The following is a 15,729-nucleotide window of genomic DNA, read 5'->3' on the forward strand; positions in this document are numbered from 1 at the left end:
ATGGGAAAACTGCCAAACTTGCTGATGATACTGCTCGCCAGTGGCTGCACCACCTGGCCCACCACCGGAGATACCCCGTATTCGCCTCCGGATACTGAGCAATGGCATGAGCTTGAGCACCATAGTTTCGAACTCCAGCTGCTAACGATCCGGGGGGCCCGGCAGTGTATTCCTGCCCAATACCAGCAGCTCGCAAACCTCCATGACCAGGCAAGCCAAGAAGCTAGAGCCGGCTTTAAAGACGACGCCGACATCACCCTGCTTGCCTATCAAACCCAGCTTGCCAAGACCCAGCGACTGATGGACTGGCTTGAACACCACACAGAATGTTTAGCTCCCCGCCACAGCGAAGTACAGCTCAAGGAGCAACTGCTGCTATTGATGCGAGTCGATAACCAGTTTGCCTTTAACCGGATAGAGCTGCTGCCCGATTACCAAAATGCATTGCGTCGTGCAGCTGCTATTCTGAAACGCCAGCCACACTGGCAGCTCCAGCTGACCGGTCATACCGACACCATCGGGACAGAGCAAGCCAACTACCAGCTGGGAATGCGCCGGGCAGATACAGTTAGGCGCTTTCTTGTCGAACAAGGGGTCGATGCCCATCAGATCTCGATTTCCAGTGCCGGGAAAAAGGAATCGTTTGAAGATCCCCGCTCTAAGACTCAGCGGCTCAGCAATCGTAAAGTCGATGCCCGAGTACTGGTCGATCACCATACCCGTGCCCCACACCGGGTATACTCTCTCAGTGACTGGCATGCGGTCCGCGAACAGATAACTCCGGGTACACTATGAAATGGCTTCTGCTAATACTATGCATTGTCGTATTCTCCCCGGCCAGGGGAGATCCCCTTACCCCCGGGGACCGAGTCTTTCTCCAACTGCCGGGAGAGCGCGATTTCAATGAACCCTTCACGATCGACGATCAAGGCCAGATCAGGCTGCCTGAGGTTGGCTTAGTCCCCATTGCAGGGCTAAGCCAGCAGCAAGCCGAGCAGCAATTGCGAGAACGTCTCAGGACCGTGTACCGCAACCTCGACGAATTCAGGCTCAGTATCCTCGAGCAAGTCCTGCGGGTGCAGGTTCTCGGCTATGTCGAGCAGCCCGGAATGATTTCGCTCAAGCCCGGCGCCAATGTTCAGATGGCAATATCCACCGCCGGAGGGGCCCGGCCTGGCGCCCAGCTGGATCAATTCAAGCTGATCCGCAACGGCCGCTCCGTACTGTTCAATTACAAGGCCTATCTCGACAGCGGCGATCCTGGCATGCTCCCAGCCTTGCAAGGGGGTGATACCATATTTGTCCCGGCCTCACCGCTGCTCGGAAACGTCGAAGTCGATTTTGATGCGGCCTCACTGAGGGAAGGGGGCGATGCCGACGAAGAGCAAGGGATCACCATCTTCGGTGAACTGCGAAATCCCGGAACCTTCAGCTACAAACCCGGAATGACCGTTGTCGATGCCCTAATGCGTGCCGATGGCGTCACCCGCTATGCTGATGTCACCAAAATTAGGGTGATCACCGATAACGTCCCCTACCTCTTCGATCTCAAAGCCTATTTAGATACCGGGGTTACCACCGAACTTCCTCCCGTCAAGCCGGGTACCACCATCTTTGCTCCTATCGAAGTTGAGGATATCAACACAACCACTCGAACCGTCTACGTTATGGGAGAGGTCCAGGCACCCGGAGCCTATGAAAGCTCCCCCGCTACTGGCTTTGTCGATGTGCTCGCCAACGCCGGCGGGCCGACTCGCTTTGCCGATACCACCCAAATCAAACTGCTTCGTAGCGAGGGAATCCCGGTCAGCATCAACTTGGTCACCTATACCCAAAACCCGGCTCAATATCCATTGCCTGATATTGCTCCCGGCGACGTTATCTTTATTCCTGAAAAAATAGACTTCAACGAAAAGTCCTGGCTCAAGATAACCAATGACCGTGCGATCAAAATTATCGGTGCGGTCAACAATCCCGGTCGATTCGAGTGGAACAGCAGTATGGGCCTACTGGATGTCCTCTCCCATGCAGGAGGGCCCAAGCAGCAGGCCAACCTCAGCAACATTCGCTTGCTGCGTGACCAAGCAGGAACCGGAAACAGTGTGGTTTACTTTGACTTAGAGAGCTTTATCACCCAAGGGGGAAGCTTCAGCCAACTCCCCCGCCTAGCCGCAGGCGATACCATCATTATTGACGAGCTTCCCCACGATCCGACAGACAACAAGTCGAGCTGGGTACGCCAATCTGCCGATGACTCTATTTATGTATTCGGTCAGGTCGGCGCCCCTGGTCGCTATGCCTTCAACAAAGAGCTGGGCTTTCTCGATATCCTCTCTGCCGCAGACGGCCCCGATGGCGACGCTGATCTACGCCAGATCCGCATCAGCCACCGTAACGGCAACACGGCAAGGGTGACGACTCTCAACCTCTCACTCTATTTTGAGACCGGAGATGAAAGCCTGCTGCCCGAAGTGGTTCCCGGGGATGTTATTTATGTTCCCAAAATGGAAGGCAACTGGCTCGACAAGCCAGCCGAGCAGGTGGTCAGACTGATGGGCTCGGTCAACAAACCCGGCCGTTATGCCTTCAATAACCAAATGAATATCCTCGATTTACTGGCCGAAGCGGGTGGCCCTTCAGACAATGCCTATATCGAGCGAATCATGATCGTCAACACCTCATGCTGTGGCGACCAAGCCCAGACATTCAATCTACGCGACTATGTCATCGACCCGGCCCGTTATCCCCTGCCCCTACTTCGTCCCGGCGATACGGTTTATGTCCCCAACCTCAACGACTCGGTGGGCGAGCAATGGCGCAAAGGGCTGCGTGACGTGCTGGGGATCTTTACCCTGATCGCCCTAGGAGCAGCATTATGAAACCTTGGCTTAGCGGCGAATATGAGCAACTCTTCCACCAAATCCATCGCCATCACGCCAGAGTGATCACTCTGGCAGGCGCCTCAAGCCAATGTGGCACCTCAACCCACTGCAACTGGCTGGCGCGCCGCTGCGCGGAAGATCATAAGGTACTGCTGATAGATCTGGATCTGACCGGATCCGGCCAGGGGTGTACCGCCAAGCCCTGGCACAGCAACGGACAAGGGGAAGCCGAGGCCATGCTCCAGCTCACCGAACAGCTAACACTACTGCCCCGTCCGAGAGATGAGAAAACAGTGCTAGATTTGCGTCAACCCGACAGTTTTTGCCAAGCGATTGAGCGCTGGAAGCAACGCTACCACTATATCCTATGCGATGTCGGCACCCTGACCCAGACCAACTGGCGTAACTTACCTATCGGTACGATCAGCCATGCCAGCGATGCCACCATTCTCTGTCTTGCCGCCGCAAAAACAACCGAGAGCGAGCTACTGACCTGTATCCATAAACTGGACCAGAACGATGTCAGCTTACTCGGAACCTTGGTCAACGATCAGTACAACCCCTCATTGGCCGAAGAGATCATCAGGGTATTGAATGGGAAAGCACGGTGGTTACCCCAGAGCCTCAAATGCCTGCTTATCGACTACCTTCAAAACAGTCCGCTGCTACAGGGAAAATACCAATAGCCAAGTTACGACTAAGGATCAATCGGGATGAATCAGGTTTTGTTCCAGCGCCAGTTTGCGCTAAGTTATGAAAACATAGCCAATATACGCCGGGTGCTGGACGTAAAAGCCCAGGCGCTACTGCTGGCCCCTGACTTAATTCAGAACATCAAGCTAGTTTGCAGCGAGTACTGTGCCAACCTGCTTGATCACCAGCAGGTGGCTGCGACGCACTGCACGATTAGTTACGGCAAAAGCACCGGCCACTATCGATTGAGCATTGCCGACAATGGCTCACCATGGCCAGCCCAAGCCCAACACCTCGCCAGTGCAGATTTGCCGGAGCTACCTGCTGAGTCGGGTATGGGGTTAGCGATTATCAGGGCTATATTTCCGGACTTTTGCTACGACATCACCCCCGAGCAAAATACGATTGTCTTTACTCTTCCCCAGCCATCGCCCCAAAAACATCTCGTTATTGTTGATGACAGCCGCAGCCAACTCGCGACGCTGACAAGCTATCTCGAACAAGATTACCAGTTGTCGATTTTCAGCCATGCCGGCGATGCGCTGAGGTGGCTGCAGAACAACCGCTGCGACTTGGTCCTCACTGACTTGTGGATGCCGAACATTAACGGCCTGGAGTTCCGCCGCTCAGTCGCCAACATCCGGCACCACCGTCTGCTGCCTTTTGTGTTTCTCTCCGGAGATACGGTCTCTGAGACAATGTCGGCAGTGACCCTGTCGGGAATCGATGATTTCCTATCCAAGCCGATCGACAAGTGGCGCCTACTCCAAGTATTAGAGCGGGTCCTCAAACGCCATACCAACTTACTCAATGCCTTCGAAGACAACCTGTTGCAACAATTTGAGCACACCGCCATACCTAGAGCCGAGGCGACAACCACAACGACATTGACCCTGGGTAACTTTAGGCTCCAGCTAAGCCGGGAACCAGAGATCAGTGGTGATTTCTTTATTCATCAGCCGCGACCAGATGGCTCCACTATGGTGATCCTCGGCGATCTGATGGGACATGGCATCATCGCAAAAGCCAATGGCGGGATCAGCTACGGGGTGATCCTGGGACTGCTCCAAGATCCGGACATCACCCCAGAGCAGTTTTGCCGCCGCCTCAACCAATACCTCTATCAAGCTCAGGCAAATAACTTGGTGTGCTTACTGGTCCTTCACCTTGCTACCGACAACCTCATCACCCTCTACAACGCCGGAATGCCAAAGCCGATCCATTGTGCTAGCTCATGCCATCATATTCACCAGTCTACTGGATTGTTAGGGTTATTCGAATCGCCTCAGTCTGGGGGATATCGCATGAAACTGGATAAGGGCCATAGCCTGCACGGCTACAGCGATGGTTTATTGGAAGCGGTGCTGACAGAACGCGAAAGGCAGGACATGGTGCTGATGCCCAGTAACGAACGCCACCAGTATCTCTGGCAACGCACTCCACAAAACCATGAAGACGACCGGGCTCTATTCACCCTGACCTGCTCCCCCTAAGATACAGCGCGTAGCAGATAGCAGCGATTAGCCATCATACCATTCGATAGATCCGTGCCAGTTGTTGCCAGCACGCTTCACCGCTGTAATGTTTTTTGACTAGCTGGTGTTGCCGCTCTGACAACCGCTGCCAGGCTTCGTCACCGGCATTATCGAGATCTTTCACCCTTGCAGCGAGATCCTGCCAGTGCGCCTCGGCCACCAAACACTCTTGATCCAACAGTGTGGGCATTTCACCCACATCCGTAGATAACACCACGACACCGTGCGCCATAGCTTCGAGGGCTGCCATAGGCATACCTTCAGCCCGAGAGGTAATAAGCAAGACATCAAGCCGGTGCCAATAGGGTTCCATCGCAGGCACGGCACCGTGCCAGATGACAGGCCGACCTTGCAGCATCCCAGCTTGGTCGCCATCACCAAAGACGTGGCACCTGATATACGGTAGTTGTGTGCTGAGAGAAACAAAGCGATCGATGGCCTTTTCATGACTTAACCTGCCGACAAACCCAACCTGCAGCGTCGAATGGCGGCTTCGGCTATCGATAGCGTTTTGGCAATGGACAAAATTGCGCAGCAATTCGCAACGAAATGGCAAGTCTGTTTTGATTTTTTCACTGACGGCAAGGTTGTAGGAAAAGGCTGAGGTATAGCGGTTGAGCCACTCATAGAAGGCCAGCTTGCCTGACACCGCCTCGCCAGCATGGAAAGTGGTCACCAAATGGTAAGGAGCCAGTAACCGGCCGCAACGGGACAGGACCGAGGCCTTGTAGCCGTGGGCATGGACGATGTCATCCGCCTTTAGCTGACGGAAAAAAGAAGTCACAGAGCTCTCGCTAAGGAAACGGTAGGGAATTTGGTGCTGCTCTAGCTCCGTATACTGCGGGTGAGAAGGGTAATGCTGGAGGTAAACAACTTCAAGATCGGCCTGCTTGGACTGAAGCAGTATAGCTAACTGCTGGATGTGGCTCTCTATTCCGCCAAATCCCGAGCTGTCGACAATCAGATAAATCATACATCCGCATCCTTACCATTATGAGTAATAAAACAGATGCAAAAAAAAAGCCGAGTCTAAGACTCGGCCTCTTTTTATTTAACGCGCTAGTGCTTATTCAGCAGCAGCTTCTTCCTGAGCTTCAGGACGGTCTACTAGCTCGATGTAAGCCATAGGGGCTTTATCGCCAGCACGGAAACCGCATTTCATGATGCGAGTGTAACCGCCTGGACGCTGAGCAAAACGTGGACCCAGTTCGTTAAATAGTTTCGCAACAACTTCGTTGTCACGAGTACGTGCGAATGCAAGACGACGGTTAGCAACACTGTCAGTCTTTGCTAGGGTAATCAATGGCTCAATTACGCGACGCAGCTCTTTTGCCTTAGGCAGGGTAGTCTTGATAAGTTCGTGACGTACCAGAGAGCCAGCCATGTTGCTGAACATCGCTTTGCGATGGCTGCTGTTGCGGTTGAGTTGACGACCACTCTTACGATGGCGCATGACCTAATCCTTCTAACTAGATATCAGTAACTATTAATCTTCAGCAATAGATGCTGGCGGCCAGTTTTCTAGGCGCATGCCTAGAGACAGACCACGTGATGCCAGCACGTCTTTGATTTCTGTCAAAGACTTCTTACCAAGGTTTGGAGTCTTAAGAAGCTCAACCTCAGTACGCTGAACAAGATCACCGATGTAGTGGATCGCTTCTGCTTTTAGACAGTTAGCAGAGCGAACAGTTAGTTCAAGATCGTCTACAGGACGCAGTAGGATCGGATCGAACTCCGGCTTCTCTTCTTTCTCTTCAGGAACACGTACATCACGAAGATCTACGAATGCATCCAGCTGCTCAGCTAGGATAGTAGCTGCGCGACGGATCGCTTCCTCAGGATCAAGAGTACCGTTAGTCTCCATATCGATAACTAGCTTATCAAGGTCAGTACGCTGTTCTACGCGTGCTGCCTCAACGGCGTATGCGATACGGTCAACTGGGCTGAAAGTTGCATCAACTAGCAGACGACCAATTGGACGCTCGTCTTCTTCAGTGTGAATACGAGCTGACGCTGGTACATAGCCACGACCACGCTCTACCTTGATGCGCATGCTGATATCAGCATTGTCATCAGTTAGGTGGCAGATTACGTGCTCTGGGTTCGCAATCTCAACATCACCGTCGTGGGTGATGTCACCTGCAACAACAGGGCCTGCACCAGATTTATTCAGAGTAAGGATAACTTCGTCTTTACCCTCAACCTTAACGGCTAGGCCTTTAAGGTTTAGAAGGATTTCAAGGATGTCTTCCTGTACTCCTTCTTTGGTGCTGTACTCGTGTAACACACCGTCGATCTCTACTTCAGTTACGGCACAACCCGGCATTGAAGATAGAAGAATACGACGTAGAGCGTTACCAAGAGTGTGGCCGAAACCACGCTCTAGCGGCTCAAGAGTTACTTTTGCATGCGTCGTGTTAACTTGTTCAATATCAACAAGACGTGGCTTAAGAAATTCTGTTACAGAACCCTGCATTGTGTCCTCTCTTAACTATAGCCTTACTTAGAGTAAAGCTCGACGATCAGGTGTTCGTTGATGTCGGCAGACAAATCAGAACGTTCTGGAAGGCGCTTGAAAGTACCTTCTAGTTTGCTGCTGTCTACTTCGACCCAAGTCGGTAGTTCACGCTGAGTAGCAACTTCTAGAGCTGCTTTGATGCGTGCTTGGTTCTTAGCTTTCTCACGAATGCTAACAACGTCGTTTGCCGCTACCTTGAAAGAAGGAACGTTTACGACTTGACCGTTAACTAGGATCGCTTTGTGGCTTACCAGCTGACGTGCTTCAGCGCGAGTAGCACCAAAACCCATGCGGTAAACTACGTTATCTAGACGACCTTCAAGAAGCTGAAGCAGGTTTTCACCTGTGTTGCCTTTAAGGCGAGCAGCTTCTTTGTAGTAGTTACGGAATTGCTTCTCTAGTACGCCGTAAGTACGACGAACTTTTTGCTTCTCACGAAGCTGTACGCCGTAGTCAGATAGACGACCGCGACGAGCACCATGCACACCAGGTGCATTGTCAATTTTACACTTGGTATCAATCGCGCGTACACCAGACTTAAGGAACAAGTCTGTGCCTTCACGACGGCTAAGCTTCAGCTTAGGACCCAAATATCTTGCCATGTTCTTTCTCCAGTTTTCCTAGAAACGAAACGTTATACGCGACGTTTCTTAGGTGGACGACAACCGTTATGAGGGATCGGAGTCGCATCAACAATGTTAGTGATACGGAAACCCGCAGCGTTTAGAGCGCGGATAGTAGACTCACGACCAGGACCAGGGCCCTTAACCATAACTTCCAGGTTCTTAACGCCATACTCTTTGGCCATTTCGCCAGCGCGCTCAGCAGCAACCTGTGCAGCGAACGGAGTAGACTTACGAGAACCACGGAAACCAGAACCACCTGCAGTAGCCCAAGATAGAGCGTTACCCTGACGGTCAGTAATGGTTACGATTGTGTTGTTGAAAGAAGCATGAATGTGCGCAACGCCATCAGCAACTTGCTTACGTACGCGCTTACGAGCGCGAGTTGGTTGTTTAGCCATTGTACTCTACCTTCCGATTATTTTTTGATCGGCTTGCGCGGACCCTTACGGGTACGTGCGTTGGTTTTAGTACGCTGTCCACGTAGTGGTAGACTGCGACGATGACGAAGACCACGGTAACAGCCAAGGTCCATTAGACGCTTGATGTTCATGGAAACTTCACGACGTAGATCACCTTCTACAGTGTACTTAGCTACACCATCACGCAGTAGATCGATCTGCTCTTCAGTTAGTTCACTGATCTTAACATCTTCAGCGATACCCGCTTCAGCTAGGATAGCTTTTGAGCGAGTCTTACCGATGCCGTAGATCGCAGTAAGAGCGATTACAGAATGTTTTTGATCAGGAATGTTAATGCCTGCAATACGGGCCACTATTCACTCCTAGTACTTTTCAAGAATAACCGCTGCAAAGCCCGTTTAGGATACGCAGCGGTGGAACAATTCTTTTGCACACACAAAAGATTGGTTGGCTAATTTAGCCAACCTACCTTCAATTTGCAAGAAATATTTCTGCTAATTAGCCTTGGCGCTGTTTGTGCTTTGGCTCACTGCAAATTACACGCACAACACCGTTGCGCTTGATAACTTTACAGTTACGGCAGATTTTCTTAACGGAAGCACGAACTTTCATTGCTAAACTCCGTAAATGGGATCTTAACGGCCTGAGCCCTTAAGATTAGCCTTTTTCAAAACAGACTCATATTGTTGAGACATCAGATGTGTCTGAACTTGAGCCATGAAGTCCATAATGACCACAACTACGATTAGTAGTGAAGTACCGCCGAAATAGAAGCGGACATTCCATGCAATCATCATAAACTCGGGGATCAGACAGATAAAGGTAATATACAACGCGCCAGCCAATGTCAGGCGAGTCATCACTTTATCTATATATTTCGCGGTCTGCTCACCCGGGCGAATACCAGGTACGAACGCACCAGACTTCTTCAAGTTGTCTGCTGTCTCGCGAGGGTTAAACACCAACGCGGTATAGAAGAAACAGAAGAAAATAATCGCAGCAGCATACAGCATCACGTAAAGTGGCTGACCTGGGCTTAGCGCCAGTGAAATATCACTTAGCCAACCTAGGTTCTCATTCTGACCGAACCACTGAGCCAGTGTACCCGGGAACAGAATAATGCTTGATGCAAAAATCGCTGGAATTACCCCTGCCATGTTGATTTTCAACGGCAAGTGAGTGCTCTGGGCAGCAAAGACACGACGGCCCTGCTGACGCTTGGCGTAGTTAACGACGATACGGCGCTGACCACGTTCCATGAACACTACAAAGTAAATAACAGCGAAAGAGATCACTGCAATTAATAGTAGAAGAAGTACGTGCAATTCACCTTGACGCGCTTGCTCCACTGTCTGTCCAATAGCTGGCGGCAAACCTGCAACGATACCAGTGAAAATAATCAAAGATATACCGTTACCTATGCCACGCTCCGTAATCTGTTCACCCAACCACATCAAGAACATGGTACCGGTAACCAAACTAACAACCGCAACAAAGTAGAATCCAAGGCCTGGGTTAATAACCAGACCCGGGATCATACTTGGTAACCCCGTTGCAATACCAATTGCTTGGAAGGTTGCCAAAACAAGCGTGCCGTAACGGGTGTACTGGCTAATCTTACGACGGCCAGACTCCCCTTCCTTCTTCAACTCGGCAAGAGCCGGGTGAACAACCGTCAGCAACTGGACAATGATCGATGCCGAGATATACGGCATGATACCCAGTGCTAGAATGGAAGCACGCTCAAGTGCACCACCAGAGAACATGTTGAACAGTTCAATGATGGTACCCTTTTGCTGTTCGAACAGATCGGCAAGTACAGCAGCGTCAATACCAGGAATAGGCACAAAAGAGCCTGCTCGGAAAATTAAGATAGCACCTAAAACGAATAATAGGCGTGTCTTAAGCTCTGCTAGGCCACCTTGGGCGCTACGAAAATCTTGTCCTGGTTGTTTAGCCATCTGTACCTCATCCTCGAGTTAATTATTCCTCGATTTTACCGCCTGCAGCTTCGATAGCAGCTTTAGCGCCTTTAGTCACGCGTAGACCTTTAACTGTTACAGCGCGAGCGATTTCACCAGAAAGTACAACTTTCACGAACTCGATGTTCTTAGTGATTACGTTCGCAGCCTTAAGAGTTTCAAGGCTTACTACGTCACCTTCAACTTTCGCTAGCTCACCTAGACGAACTTCAGCTGTTACAAGGCTCTTACGAGAAGTAAAACCGAATTTTGGTAGACGCTGTTTCAAAGGCATTTGACCGCCTTCGAAGCCTGGACGTACAGAACCACCTGAACGTGATTTCTGACCTTTGTGACCACGGCCACAAGTTTTACCCAGACCTGAACCGATACCACGGCCTACGCGCTTCGCAGAAGGCTTAGAACCCGCAGCCGGTGATAGAGTATTCAAACGCATTCTGATTACTCCTCAACTTTAACCATGTAGATAACCTTGTTGATCATACCGCGTACGCACGGAGTATCTTCAAGTTCTACAGTGTGGTTGATGCGACGAAGGCCTAGGCCACGCAAAGTAGCTTTGTGCTTAGGCAGACGGCCGATAGAGCTCTTGGTCTGCGTAACTTTAATAGTCTTAGCCATGTCAATTACTCCAGAATTTCTTTAACAGAAAGACCACGCTTCGCAGCGATCATTTCTGGAGAGTTCATGCCACTCAAACCGTCAATTGTCGCGCGAACGATGTTGATTGGGTTTGTAGAGCCGTATGCTTTAGCTAGTACGTTGCGAACACCCGCAACTTCTAGCACTGCACGCATTGCACCACCGGCGATGATACCAGTACCTTCTGATGCAGGCTGCATGTACACTTTAGAACCAGTGTGGCGGCCTTTAACAGCGTGGTGAAGAGTACCTTCGTTTAGGGCAACATTAACCATGTTGCGACGTGCTTTTTCCATCGCTTTCTGGATCGCAGCAGGAACTTCACGTGCCTTGCCGTAACCGAAACCAACGCGACCGTTACCGTCACCAACTACAGTTAGTGCAGTAAAGCTGAAAATACGACCACCTTTAACCGTCTTAGATACACGGTTAACAGCGATCAGCTTTTCATGCAAATCTGATTGTGTTTTTTCGTTAGCCATCTTCCGCCTACCTTAGAATTTCAGACCAGCTTCACGAGCAGCTTCTGCTAGTGCAGCTACACGGCCGTGGTATTGGAAACCAGAACGATCGAATGCAACTGTAGAGATGCCTTTTTCAATCGCGCGCTCAGCAATAGCTTTACCTACAGCTGCAGCAGCGTCTTTGTTACCAGTACTCTTAACCGACTCACGGATCGCTTTTTCTACTGTAGAAGCGGCTGCGATTACCTCAGAACCATTTGGTGCGATAACCTGAGCGTACACGTGACGTGGAGTACGGTGTACAACTAGGCGAGTTGCACCCAGTTCAGCAATCTTACGACGTGCACGGGTCGCACGACGGATACGAGATGCTTTCTTATCCATAGTGTTACCTTACTTCTTCTTAGCTTCTTTAGTACGCACGATTTCATCGGCGTAACGAACACCTTTACCTTTGTAAGGCTCAGGGCTACGGTAAGCGCGAATATCAGCAGCTACCTGACCAACAACCTGCTTATCAGTACCTGTTAGTACGATTTCAGTTTGTGAAGGACATTCAGCTTTGATACCTGCTGGAAGTTCGTGCTCAACTGGGTGAGAGAAGCCAAGAGTTAGAGCTACTGCGTTGCCTTTGATAGCAGCACGGTAACCTACACCCTTAAGAGTAAGCTTCTTGGTGTAACCTTCAGTAACACCAACAACCATGTTGTTAACTAGTGCACGTGCAGTACCTGCCTGTGCCCAAGCTTTCTCGAAACCTTCGCGAGGACCGAAAGTGATAGCGTTCTCTTCCTGGGAAAGAACAACTGCTTCGTGGATAACGCGAGTTAGTTCGCCTTTACCACCTTTAACAGTGATTTCCTGACCGTTAAGCTTAACTTCTACGCCGGCAGGAATAACTACTGGTGCTTTTGCAACACGAGACATTTCCTACTCCTATTATGCTACGTAGCAGATAATCTCACCGCCAAGACCCGCTTTGCGTGCAGCGCGGTCGGTCATCAGACCCTTGGAAGTGGAAACAACAGCAATACCAAGGCCACCCATCACTGATGGAAGTGCATCTTTCTTCTTGTAGATGCGCAGACCAGGACGTGATACACGTTGGATTTGCTCGATAACTGGGTTAGCTTCGAAGTACTTAAGAGTAACTTCTAGCTCAGGCTTAACTTCACCAGAGATGGTGTAGTCAGCCACGTAACCTTCTTCTTTAAGCAGTGCAGCGATTGCAACTTTCAGCTTAGAAGATGGCATTTTAACAGCAACTTTTTTCGCTGCCTGACCGTTACGAATGCGGGTCAGCATATCCGAAATCGGATCTTGCATGCTCATAAGTCAATACTCCGTGATTCTAATATGGTAAAAAATTACCAGCTTGCTTTACGCAGACCCGGAATCTCGCCTTTCATGCAAGCTTCACGAACCTTGATACGGCATAGACCAAACTTACGTAGGTAGCCGTGTGGACGTCCAGTCTGGTTACAGCGGTTACGCTGACGAGACTTCGCAGAATCACGTGGTAGTGACTGAAGCTTAAGCACTGCATTCCAGCGATCTTCTTCAGACGCATTCACGTCGCTAATTAGAGCTTTTAGCGCAGCACGCTTCTCAGCGAACTTAGCTACTAGCTTGGCACGTTTAGCTTCGCGTGCCTTCATTGATTCTTTAGCCATTAGTAACCCTTACTTTTACTTACGGAATGGGAAGTTAAAAGCAGACAGCAGAGCACGAGCTTCTTCGTCAGAATTCGCAGTAGTAGTGATAGTGATGTCAAGACCACGTACACGATCTACTTTATCGTAATCGATTTCTGGGAAGATAATCTGCTCACGAACGCCCATGCTGTAGTTACCACGACCATCGAATGATTTCGGGTTTAGACCACGGAAATCGCGAATACGAGGTACAGCAATTGAGATTAGACGCTCGAAAAAGTCCCACATACGTTCGCCACGTAGAGTTACTTTACAGCCAATAGGGTAGCCCTCACGGATCTTAAAGCCAGCAACAGACTTACGAGCTTTAGTGATTAGCGGCTTCTGACCTGCGATTGCAGTCATGTCAGCAGCAGCATTCTCTAGAAGCTTCTTGTCGTTGATCGCGTCACCCACACCCATGTTAAGTGTGATTTTTTCGATCCTTGGGACTTGCATGATGCTCTTGTATTCGAACTTGTCAGCAAGCTCTTTTACAATAGTCTCTTTGTAGTAATCATGCAGTTTCGCCATAGTACTACTCCAAAAATTACTTGATAGTTTCGCCAGTCGACTTGAAGAAACGAACTTTTTTGCCGTCTTCAAATCGGAAGCCTACACGGTCCGCTTTACCTTCACCGTTAACGATTGCAACGTTAGAAGCGTCGATTGCAGCTTCTTTTTCAACGATGCCACCTTGGATGCCCATAGCCGGTACTGGCTTCTGGTGCTTCTTAACAAGGTTGATACCTTCAACGATTACTTTACCGGTTGCTAGAACCTTAGTTACTTTACCTTTCTTACCTTTGTCTTTACCAGTAAGAACGATAACTTCGTCGTTACGACGGATTTTAGCTGCCATTTTAGTCGCTCCTTACAGTACTTCAGGCGCTAGTGAAACGATCTTCATGAACTTATCGCCACGAAGCTCACGAGTCACAGGGCCGAAGATACGAGTACCGATTGGTTGCTCAGTGTTGTCGTTCAACAATACGCAAGCGTTACGGTCAAAGCGAATGACAGAGCCGTCTGGACGACGTACGCCTTTACGAGTGCGCACAACCACCGCTTTCAGAACGTCACCTTTCTTAACTTTACCGCGAGGAATCGCTTCCTTAACAGTAACCTTGATGACATCACCGATATGTGCATAGCGACGGTGTGAACCACCCAGAACCTTAATACACATTACGCTACGAGCGCCGGAGTTATCCGCTGCGTCAAGCATACTTTGCATTTGGATCATGTTAGTGCTCCGCTAATTTTAAACATCTAGACCCATCACGGGTCGATTTGCCTTTTCTTCAAAGGCGGCGAATGATAACACTCTTTTCGACCGTTGGGTAGACAAAAAATGAACGGCCCCAAAATATTTTCGGGGCCGCTCTGTTATATCGTAGTTAAGTTCGCTTAGATGCGAGCTTTTTCTACTACGCGTACCAGAGTCCAAGACTTAGTCTTAGACAGTGGACGGCACTCACGAATCTCAACAGTGTCGCCTAGGCCACACTCGTTGTTCTCGTCGTGTGCGTGAAGCTTAGTCGTGCGAGTGATGTACTTACCGTAGATTGGGTGTTTCACCTTACGCTCGATAGCAACAACGATAGACTTGTCCATCTTGTCGCTGATTACGCGACCAAGCTGAGTACGAATTTTATCGCTCATTATGCGCCAGCCTTCTCTGTCAGAACGGTTTTAACACGTGCGATATCGCGACGTACTGCTTTTAGAGTGTGAGTCTGCTGTAGCTGACCAGTTGCAGCCTGCATGCGCAGGTTGAACTGCTCGCGCAGTAGGTTCACAAGCTCAGCATTCAGTTCTTCAACGCTTTTAGCGCGCAGATCTTGTGCGTTCATCACATCACCGCCTTAGTTACGAATGTTGTCTTGATTGGTAGCTTACGTGCAGCAAGGTTGAATGCTTCACGTGCTAGCGCTTCAGGAACACCATCCATCTCGTACAGAACTTTACCAGGTTGGATTTGAGCTACCCAGTATTCAACGTTACCTTTACCTTTACCTTGACGAACTTCAAGAGGCTTAGATGTAATTGGTTTGTCTGGGAAGATACGAATCCAGATTTGGCCCTGACGTTTGATGTGACGAGTCATCGCACGACGAGCTGCTTCGATCTGGCGAGCAGTAATACGGCCACGGCCAACTGCTTTAAGACCAAATGTACCGAAGCTTACGTCAGTACCGTTCGCTAGACCGCGGTTACGACCCTTGTGGGTCTTGCGGAATTTAGTGCGTTTAGGTTGCAGCATCAATAAAC

The 15,729-nt window shown here is 50.1% G+C and carries 25 protein-coding genes; 4 read left to right on the forward strand and 21 right to left on the reverse strand.

Translation table 11 applies throughout. The annotated features are described in order from the left end of the window. From C9J03_RS04130 to C9J03_RS04145, 4 genes are read left to right on the forward strand one after another with little or no spacing between them, the layout of a single operon-like run. Complete coding sequence (locus tag C9J03_RS04130) at window positions 1–795, forward strand: OmpA family protein (protein ID WP_039465369.1); 795 nt, start codon at window positions 1–3, stop codon at window positions 793–795. Next, window positions 792–2,879 carry an SLBB domain-containing protein gene (locus C9J03_RS04135; protein WP_044622389.1) on the forward strand — a complete coding sequence of 696 codons (2,088 nt, stop codon included), beginning with the start codon at window positions 792–794 and terminating at the stop codon, window positions 2,877–2,879. Before C9J03_RS04130 ends, C9J03_RS04135 begins: the two co-directional genes overlap by 4 nt. Next, window positions 2,876–3,568 (forward strand): P-loop NTPase family protein, encoded by a 693-nt coding sequence (locus C9J03_RS04140; protein ID WP_039465373.1) that lies wholly within the window; start codon window positions 2,876–2,878, stop codon window positions 3,566–3,568. Before C9J03_RS04135 ends, C9J03_RS04140 begins: the two co-directional genes overlap by 4 nt. Before the next feature lie 27 nt (window positions 3,569–3,595). Further along, a complete protein-coding gene (locus tag C9J03_RS04145; RefSeq protein WP_039465375.1) occupies window positions 3,596–5,068 on the forward strand; it encodes a response regulator in 1,473 nt (490 codons plus the stop codon). A 34-nt stretch (window positions 5,069–5,102) separates the two neighbouring features. Here C9J03_RS04145 and C9J03_RS04150 read toward each other — a convergent pair whose 3' ends face one another. The 21 genes from C9J03_RS04150 to rplP form a co-directional block, all read right to left on the reverse strand. Beyond that, window positions 5,103–6,083, reverse strand: coding sequence for a glycosyltransferase family 4 protein (locus C9J03_RS04150; protein WP_039465377.1), 981 nt, complete (start codon window positions 6,081–6,083; stop codon window positions 5,103–5,105). Between the two features lie 93 nt (window positions 6,084–6,176). Further along, on the reverse strand, window positions 6,177–6,563 hold the full coding sequence (rplQ, locus tag C9J03_RS04155; protein WP_007468807.1) for a 50S ribosomal protein L17: 387 nt from the start codon (window positions 6,561–6,563) through the stop codon (window positions 6,177–6,179). A 33-nt stretch (window positions 6,564–6,596) separates the two neighbouring features. After that, entirely contained in the window at window positions 6,597–7,586 is a 990-nt protein-coding gene (locus C9J03_RS04160; RefSeq protein ID WP_039465380.1) for a DNA-directed RNA polymerase subunit alpha, read from the reverse strand. A 23-nt stretch (window positions 7,587–7,609) separates the two neighbouring features. Beyond that, the gene (rpsD, locus tag C9J03_RS04165) at window positions 7,610–8,230 is read right to left on the reverse strand and encodes a 30S ribosomal protein S4 (RefSeq protein ID WP_039465382.1); all 621 of its coding nucleotides are present in this window, start codon (window positions 8,228–8,230) and stop codon (window positions 7,610–7,612) included. 32 nt (window positions 8,231–8,262) lie between these two features. Then, window positions 8,263–8,652, reverse strand: coding sequence for a 30S ribosomal protein S11 (gene rpsK / locus C9J03_RS04170; protein WP_036817716.1), 390 nt, complete (start codon window positions 8,650–8,652; stop codon window positions 8,263–8,265). Window positions 8,653–8,669: 17 nt separating this feature from the next. Further along, the gene (gene rpsM / locus C9J03_RS04175) at window positions 8,670–9,026 is read right to left on the reverse strand and encodes a 30S ribosomal protein S13 (RefSeq protein WP_036817714.1); all 357 of its coding nucleotides are present in this window, start codon (window positions 9,024–9,026) and stop codon (window positions 8,670–8,672) included. 145 nt (window positions 9,027–9,171) lie between these two features. Then, window positions 9,172–9,285, reverse strand: coding sequence for a 50S ribosomal protein L36 (gene rpmJ / locus C9J03_RS04180; protein WP_000868186.1), 114 nt, complete (start codon window positions 9,283–9,285; stop codon window positions 9,172–9,174). A 23-nt stretch (window positions 9,286–9,308) separates the two neighbouring features. Next, complete coding sequence (gene secY / locus C9J03_RS04185; protein ID WP_039465384.1) at window positions 9,309–10,634, reverse strand: preprotein translocase subunit SecY; 1,326 nt, start codon at window positions 10,632–10,634, stop codon at window positions 9,309–9,311. A gap of 22 nt (window positions 10,635–10,656) precedes the next feature. Next, the gene (gene rplO / locus C9J03_RS04190) at window positions 10,657–11,091 is read right to left on the reverse strand and encodes a 50S ribosomal protein L15 (protein WP_039465388.1); all 435 of its coding nucleotides are present in this window, start codon (window positions 11,089–11,091) and stop codon (window positions 10,657–10,659) included. 5 nt (window positions 11,092–11,096) lie between these two features. Next, window positions 11,097–11,276 (reverse strand): 50S ribosomal protein L30, encoded by a 180-nt coding sequence (rpmD, locus tag C9J03_RS04195; protein WP_007469101.1) that lies wholly within the window; start codon window positions 11,274–11,276, stop codon window positions 11,097–11,099. Between the two features lie 5 nt (window positions 11,277–11,281). Then, on the reverse strand, window positions 11,282–11,779 hold the full coding sequence (gene rpsE / locus C9J03_RS04200) for a 30S ribosomal protein S5 (RefSeq protein WP_039465392.1): 498 nt from the start codon (window positions 11,777–11,779) through the stop codon (window positions 11,282–11,284). Between the two features lie 12 nt (window positions 11,780–11,791). After that, complete coding sequence (gene rplR / locus C9J03_RS04205) at window positions 11,792–12,145, reverse strand: 50S ribosomal protein L18 (protein ID WP_039465396.1); 354 nt, start codon at window positions 12,143–12,145, stop codon at window positions 11,792–11,794. Between the two features lie 9 nt (window positions 12,146–12,154). Beyond that, window positions 12,155–12,688, reverse strand: a complete 534-nt coding sequence (gene rplF / locus C9J03_RS04210) for a 50S ribosomal protein L6 (protein WP_039465398.1) — start codon at window positions 12,686–12,688, stop codon at window positions 12,155–12,157. A gap of 12 nt (window positions 12,689–12,700) precedes the next feature. Then, window positions 12,701–13,093 carry a 30S ribosomal protein S8 gene (rpsH, locus tag C9J03_RS04215; protein WP_039465402.1) on the reverse strand — a complete coding sequence of 131 codons (393 nt, stop codon included), beginning with the start codon at window positions 13,091–13,093 and terminating at the stop codon, window positions 12,701–12,703. A gap of 35 nt (window positions 13,094–13,128) precedes the next feature. After that, window positions 13,129–13,434 (reverse strand): 30S ribosomal protein S14, encoded by a 306-nt coding sequence (gene rpsN / locus C9J03_RS04220; protein WP_039465406.1) that lies wholly within the window; start codon window positions 13,432–13,434, stop codon window positions 13,129–13,131. 15 nt (window positions 13,435–13,449) lie between these two features. Further along, window positions 13,450–13,989: a 50S ribosomal protein L5 gene (gene rplE / locus C9J03_RS04225; RefSeq protein WP_039465408.1), complete on the reverse strand. Its 540-nt coding sequence runs from the start codon at window positions 13,987–13,989 to the stop codon at window positions 13,450–13,452. Window positions 13,990–14,005: 16 nt separating this feature from the next. Further along, window positions 14,006–14,317, reverse strand: a complete 312-nt coding sequence (gene rplX / locus C9J03_RS04230) for a 50S ribosomal protein L24 (protein WP_039465411.1) — start codon at window positions 14,315–14,317, stop codon at window positions 14,006–14,008. 12 nt (window positions 14,318–14,329) lie between these two features. Next, window positions 14,330–14,701 (reverse strand): 50S ribosomal protein L14, encoded by a 372-nt coding sequence (gene rplN / locus C9J03_RS04235; protein ID WP_004410450.1) that lies wholly within the window; start codon window positions 14,699–14,701, stop codon window positions 14,330–14,332. A 164-nt stretch (window positions 14,702–14,865) separates the two neighbouring features. Beyond that, window positions 14,866–15,120, reverse strand: coding sequence for a 30S ribosomal protein S17 (gene rpsQ, locus C9J03_RS04240; protein ID WP_039465415.1), 255 nt, complete (start codon window positions 15,118–15,120; stop codon window positions 14,866–14,868). Next, complete coding sequence (rpmC, locus tag C9J03_RS04245) at window positions 15,120–15,311, reverse strand: 50S ribosomal protein L29 (protein WP_007469134.1); 192 nt, start codon at window positions 15,309–15,311, stop codon at window positions 15,120–15,122. Before rpmC ends, rpsQ begins: the two co-directional genes overlap by 1 nt. Continuing rightward, a complete protein-coding gene (gene rplP / locus C9J03_RS04250; RefSeq protein WP_039465418.1) occupies window positions 15,311–15,721 on the reverse strand; it encodes a 50S ribosomal protein L16 in 411 nt (136 codons plus the stop codon). Before rplP ends, rpmC begins: the two co-directional genes overlap by 1 nt. Window positions 15,722–15,729 lie beyond the last annotated feature (8 nt).

The sequence above is a fragment of the Photobacterium gaetbulicola genome (assembly GCF_003025515.1).
Classification (GTDB): domain Bacteria; phylum Pseudomonadota; class Gammaproteobacteria; order Enterobacterales; family Vibrionaceae; genus Photobacterium; species Photobacterium gaetbulicola.

Bases quoted from the DNA above. Each gene is read 5' to 3' on its own strand.
- C9J03_RS04130 (WP_039465369.1), top strand. From the start codon at position 1: ATGGGAAAACTGCCAAACTTGCTGATGATACTGCTCGCCAGTGGCTGC.
- C9J03_RS04135 (WP_044622389.1), top strand. From the start codon at position 792: ATGAAATGGCTTCTGCTAATACTATGCATTGTCGTATTCTCCCCGGCC.
- C9J03_RS04140 (WP_039465373.1), top strand. From the start codon at position 2,876: ATGAAACCTTGGCTTAGCGGCGAATATGAGCAACTCTTCCACCAAATC.
- C9J03_RS04145 (WP_039465375.1), top strand. From the start codon at position 3,596: ATGAATCAGGTTTTGTTCCAGCGCCAGTTTGCGCTAAGTTATGAAAAC.
- C9J03_RS04150 (WP_039465377.1), bottom strand. From the start codon at position 6,083: ATGATTTATCTGATTGTCGACAGCTCGGGATTTGGCGGAATAGAGAGC.
- rplQ (WP_007468807.1), bottom strand. From the start codon at position 6,563: ATGCGCCATCGTAAGAGTGGTCGTCAACTCAACCGCAACAGCAGCCAT.
- C9J03_RS04160 (WP_039465380.1), bottom strand. From the start codon at position 7,586: ATGCAGGGTTCTGTAACAGAATTTCTTAAGCCACGTCTTGTTGATATT.
- rpsD (WP_039465382.1), bottom strand. From the start codon at position 8,230: ATGGCAAGATATTTGGGTCCTAAGCTGAAGCTTAGCCGTCGTGAAGGC.
- rpsK (WP_036817716.1), bottom strand. From the start codon at position 8,652: ATGGCTAAACAACCAACTCGCGCTCGTAAGCGCGTACGTAAGCAAGTT.
- rpmJ (WP_000868186.1), bottom strand. From the start codon at position 9,285: ATGAAAGTTCGTGCTTCCGTTAAGAAAATCTGCCGTAACTGTAAAGTT.
- secY (WP_039465384.1), bottom strand. From the start codon at position 10,634: ATGGCTAAACAACCAGGACAAGATTTTCGTAGCGCCCAAGGTGGCCTA.
- rplO (WP_039465388.1), bottom strand. From the start codon at position 11,091: ATGCGTTTGAATACTCTATCACCGGCTGCGGGTTCTAAGCCTTCTGCG.
- rpmD (WP_007469101.1), bottom strand. From the start codon at position 11,276: ATGGCTAAGACTATTAAAGTTACGCAGACCAAGAGCTCTATCGGCCGT.
- rpsE (WP_039465392.1), bottom strand. From the start codon at position 11,779: ATGGCTAACGAAAAAACACAATCAGATTTGCATGAAAAGCTGATCGCT.
- rplR (WP_039465396.1), bottom strand. From the start codon at position 12,145: ATGGATAAGAAAGCATCTCGTATCCGTCGTGCGACCCGTGCACGTCGT.
- rplF (WP_039465398.1), bottom strand. From the start codon at position 12,688: ATGTCTCGTGTTGCAAAAGCACCAGTAGTTATTCCTGCCGGCGTAGAA.
- rpsH (WP_039465402.1), bottom strand. From the start codon at position 13,093: ATGAGCATGCAAGATCCGATTTCGGATATGCTGACCCGCATTCGTAAC.
- rpsN (WP_039465406.1), bottom strand. From the start codon at position 13,434: ATGGCTAAAGAATCAATGAAGGCACGCGAAGCTAAACGTGCCAAGCTA.
- rplE (WP_039465408.1), bottom strand. From the start codon at position 13,989: ATGGCGAAACTGCATGATTACTACAAAGAGACTATTGTAAAAGAGCTT.
- rplX (WP_039465411.1), bottom strand. From the start codon at position 14,317: ATGGCAGCTAAAATCCGTCGTAACGACGAAGTTATCGTTCTTACTGGT.
- rplN (WP_004410450.1), bottom strand. From the start codon at position 14,701: ATGATCCAAATGCAAAGTATGCTTGACGCAGCGGATAACTCCGGCGCT.
- rpsQ (WP_039465415.1), bottom strand. From the start codon at position 15,120: ATGAGCGATAAAATTCGTACTCAGCTTGGTCGCGTAATCAGCGACAAG.
- rpmC (WP_007469134.1), bottom strand. From the start codon at position 15,311: ATGAACGCACAAGATCTGCGCGCTAAAAGCGTTGAAGAACTGAATGCT.
- rplP (WP_039465418.1), bottom strand. From the start codon at position 15,721: ATGCTGCAACCTAAACGCACTAAATTCCGCAAGACCCACAAGGGTCGT.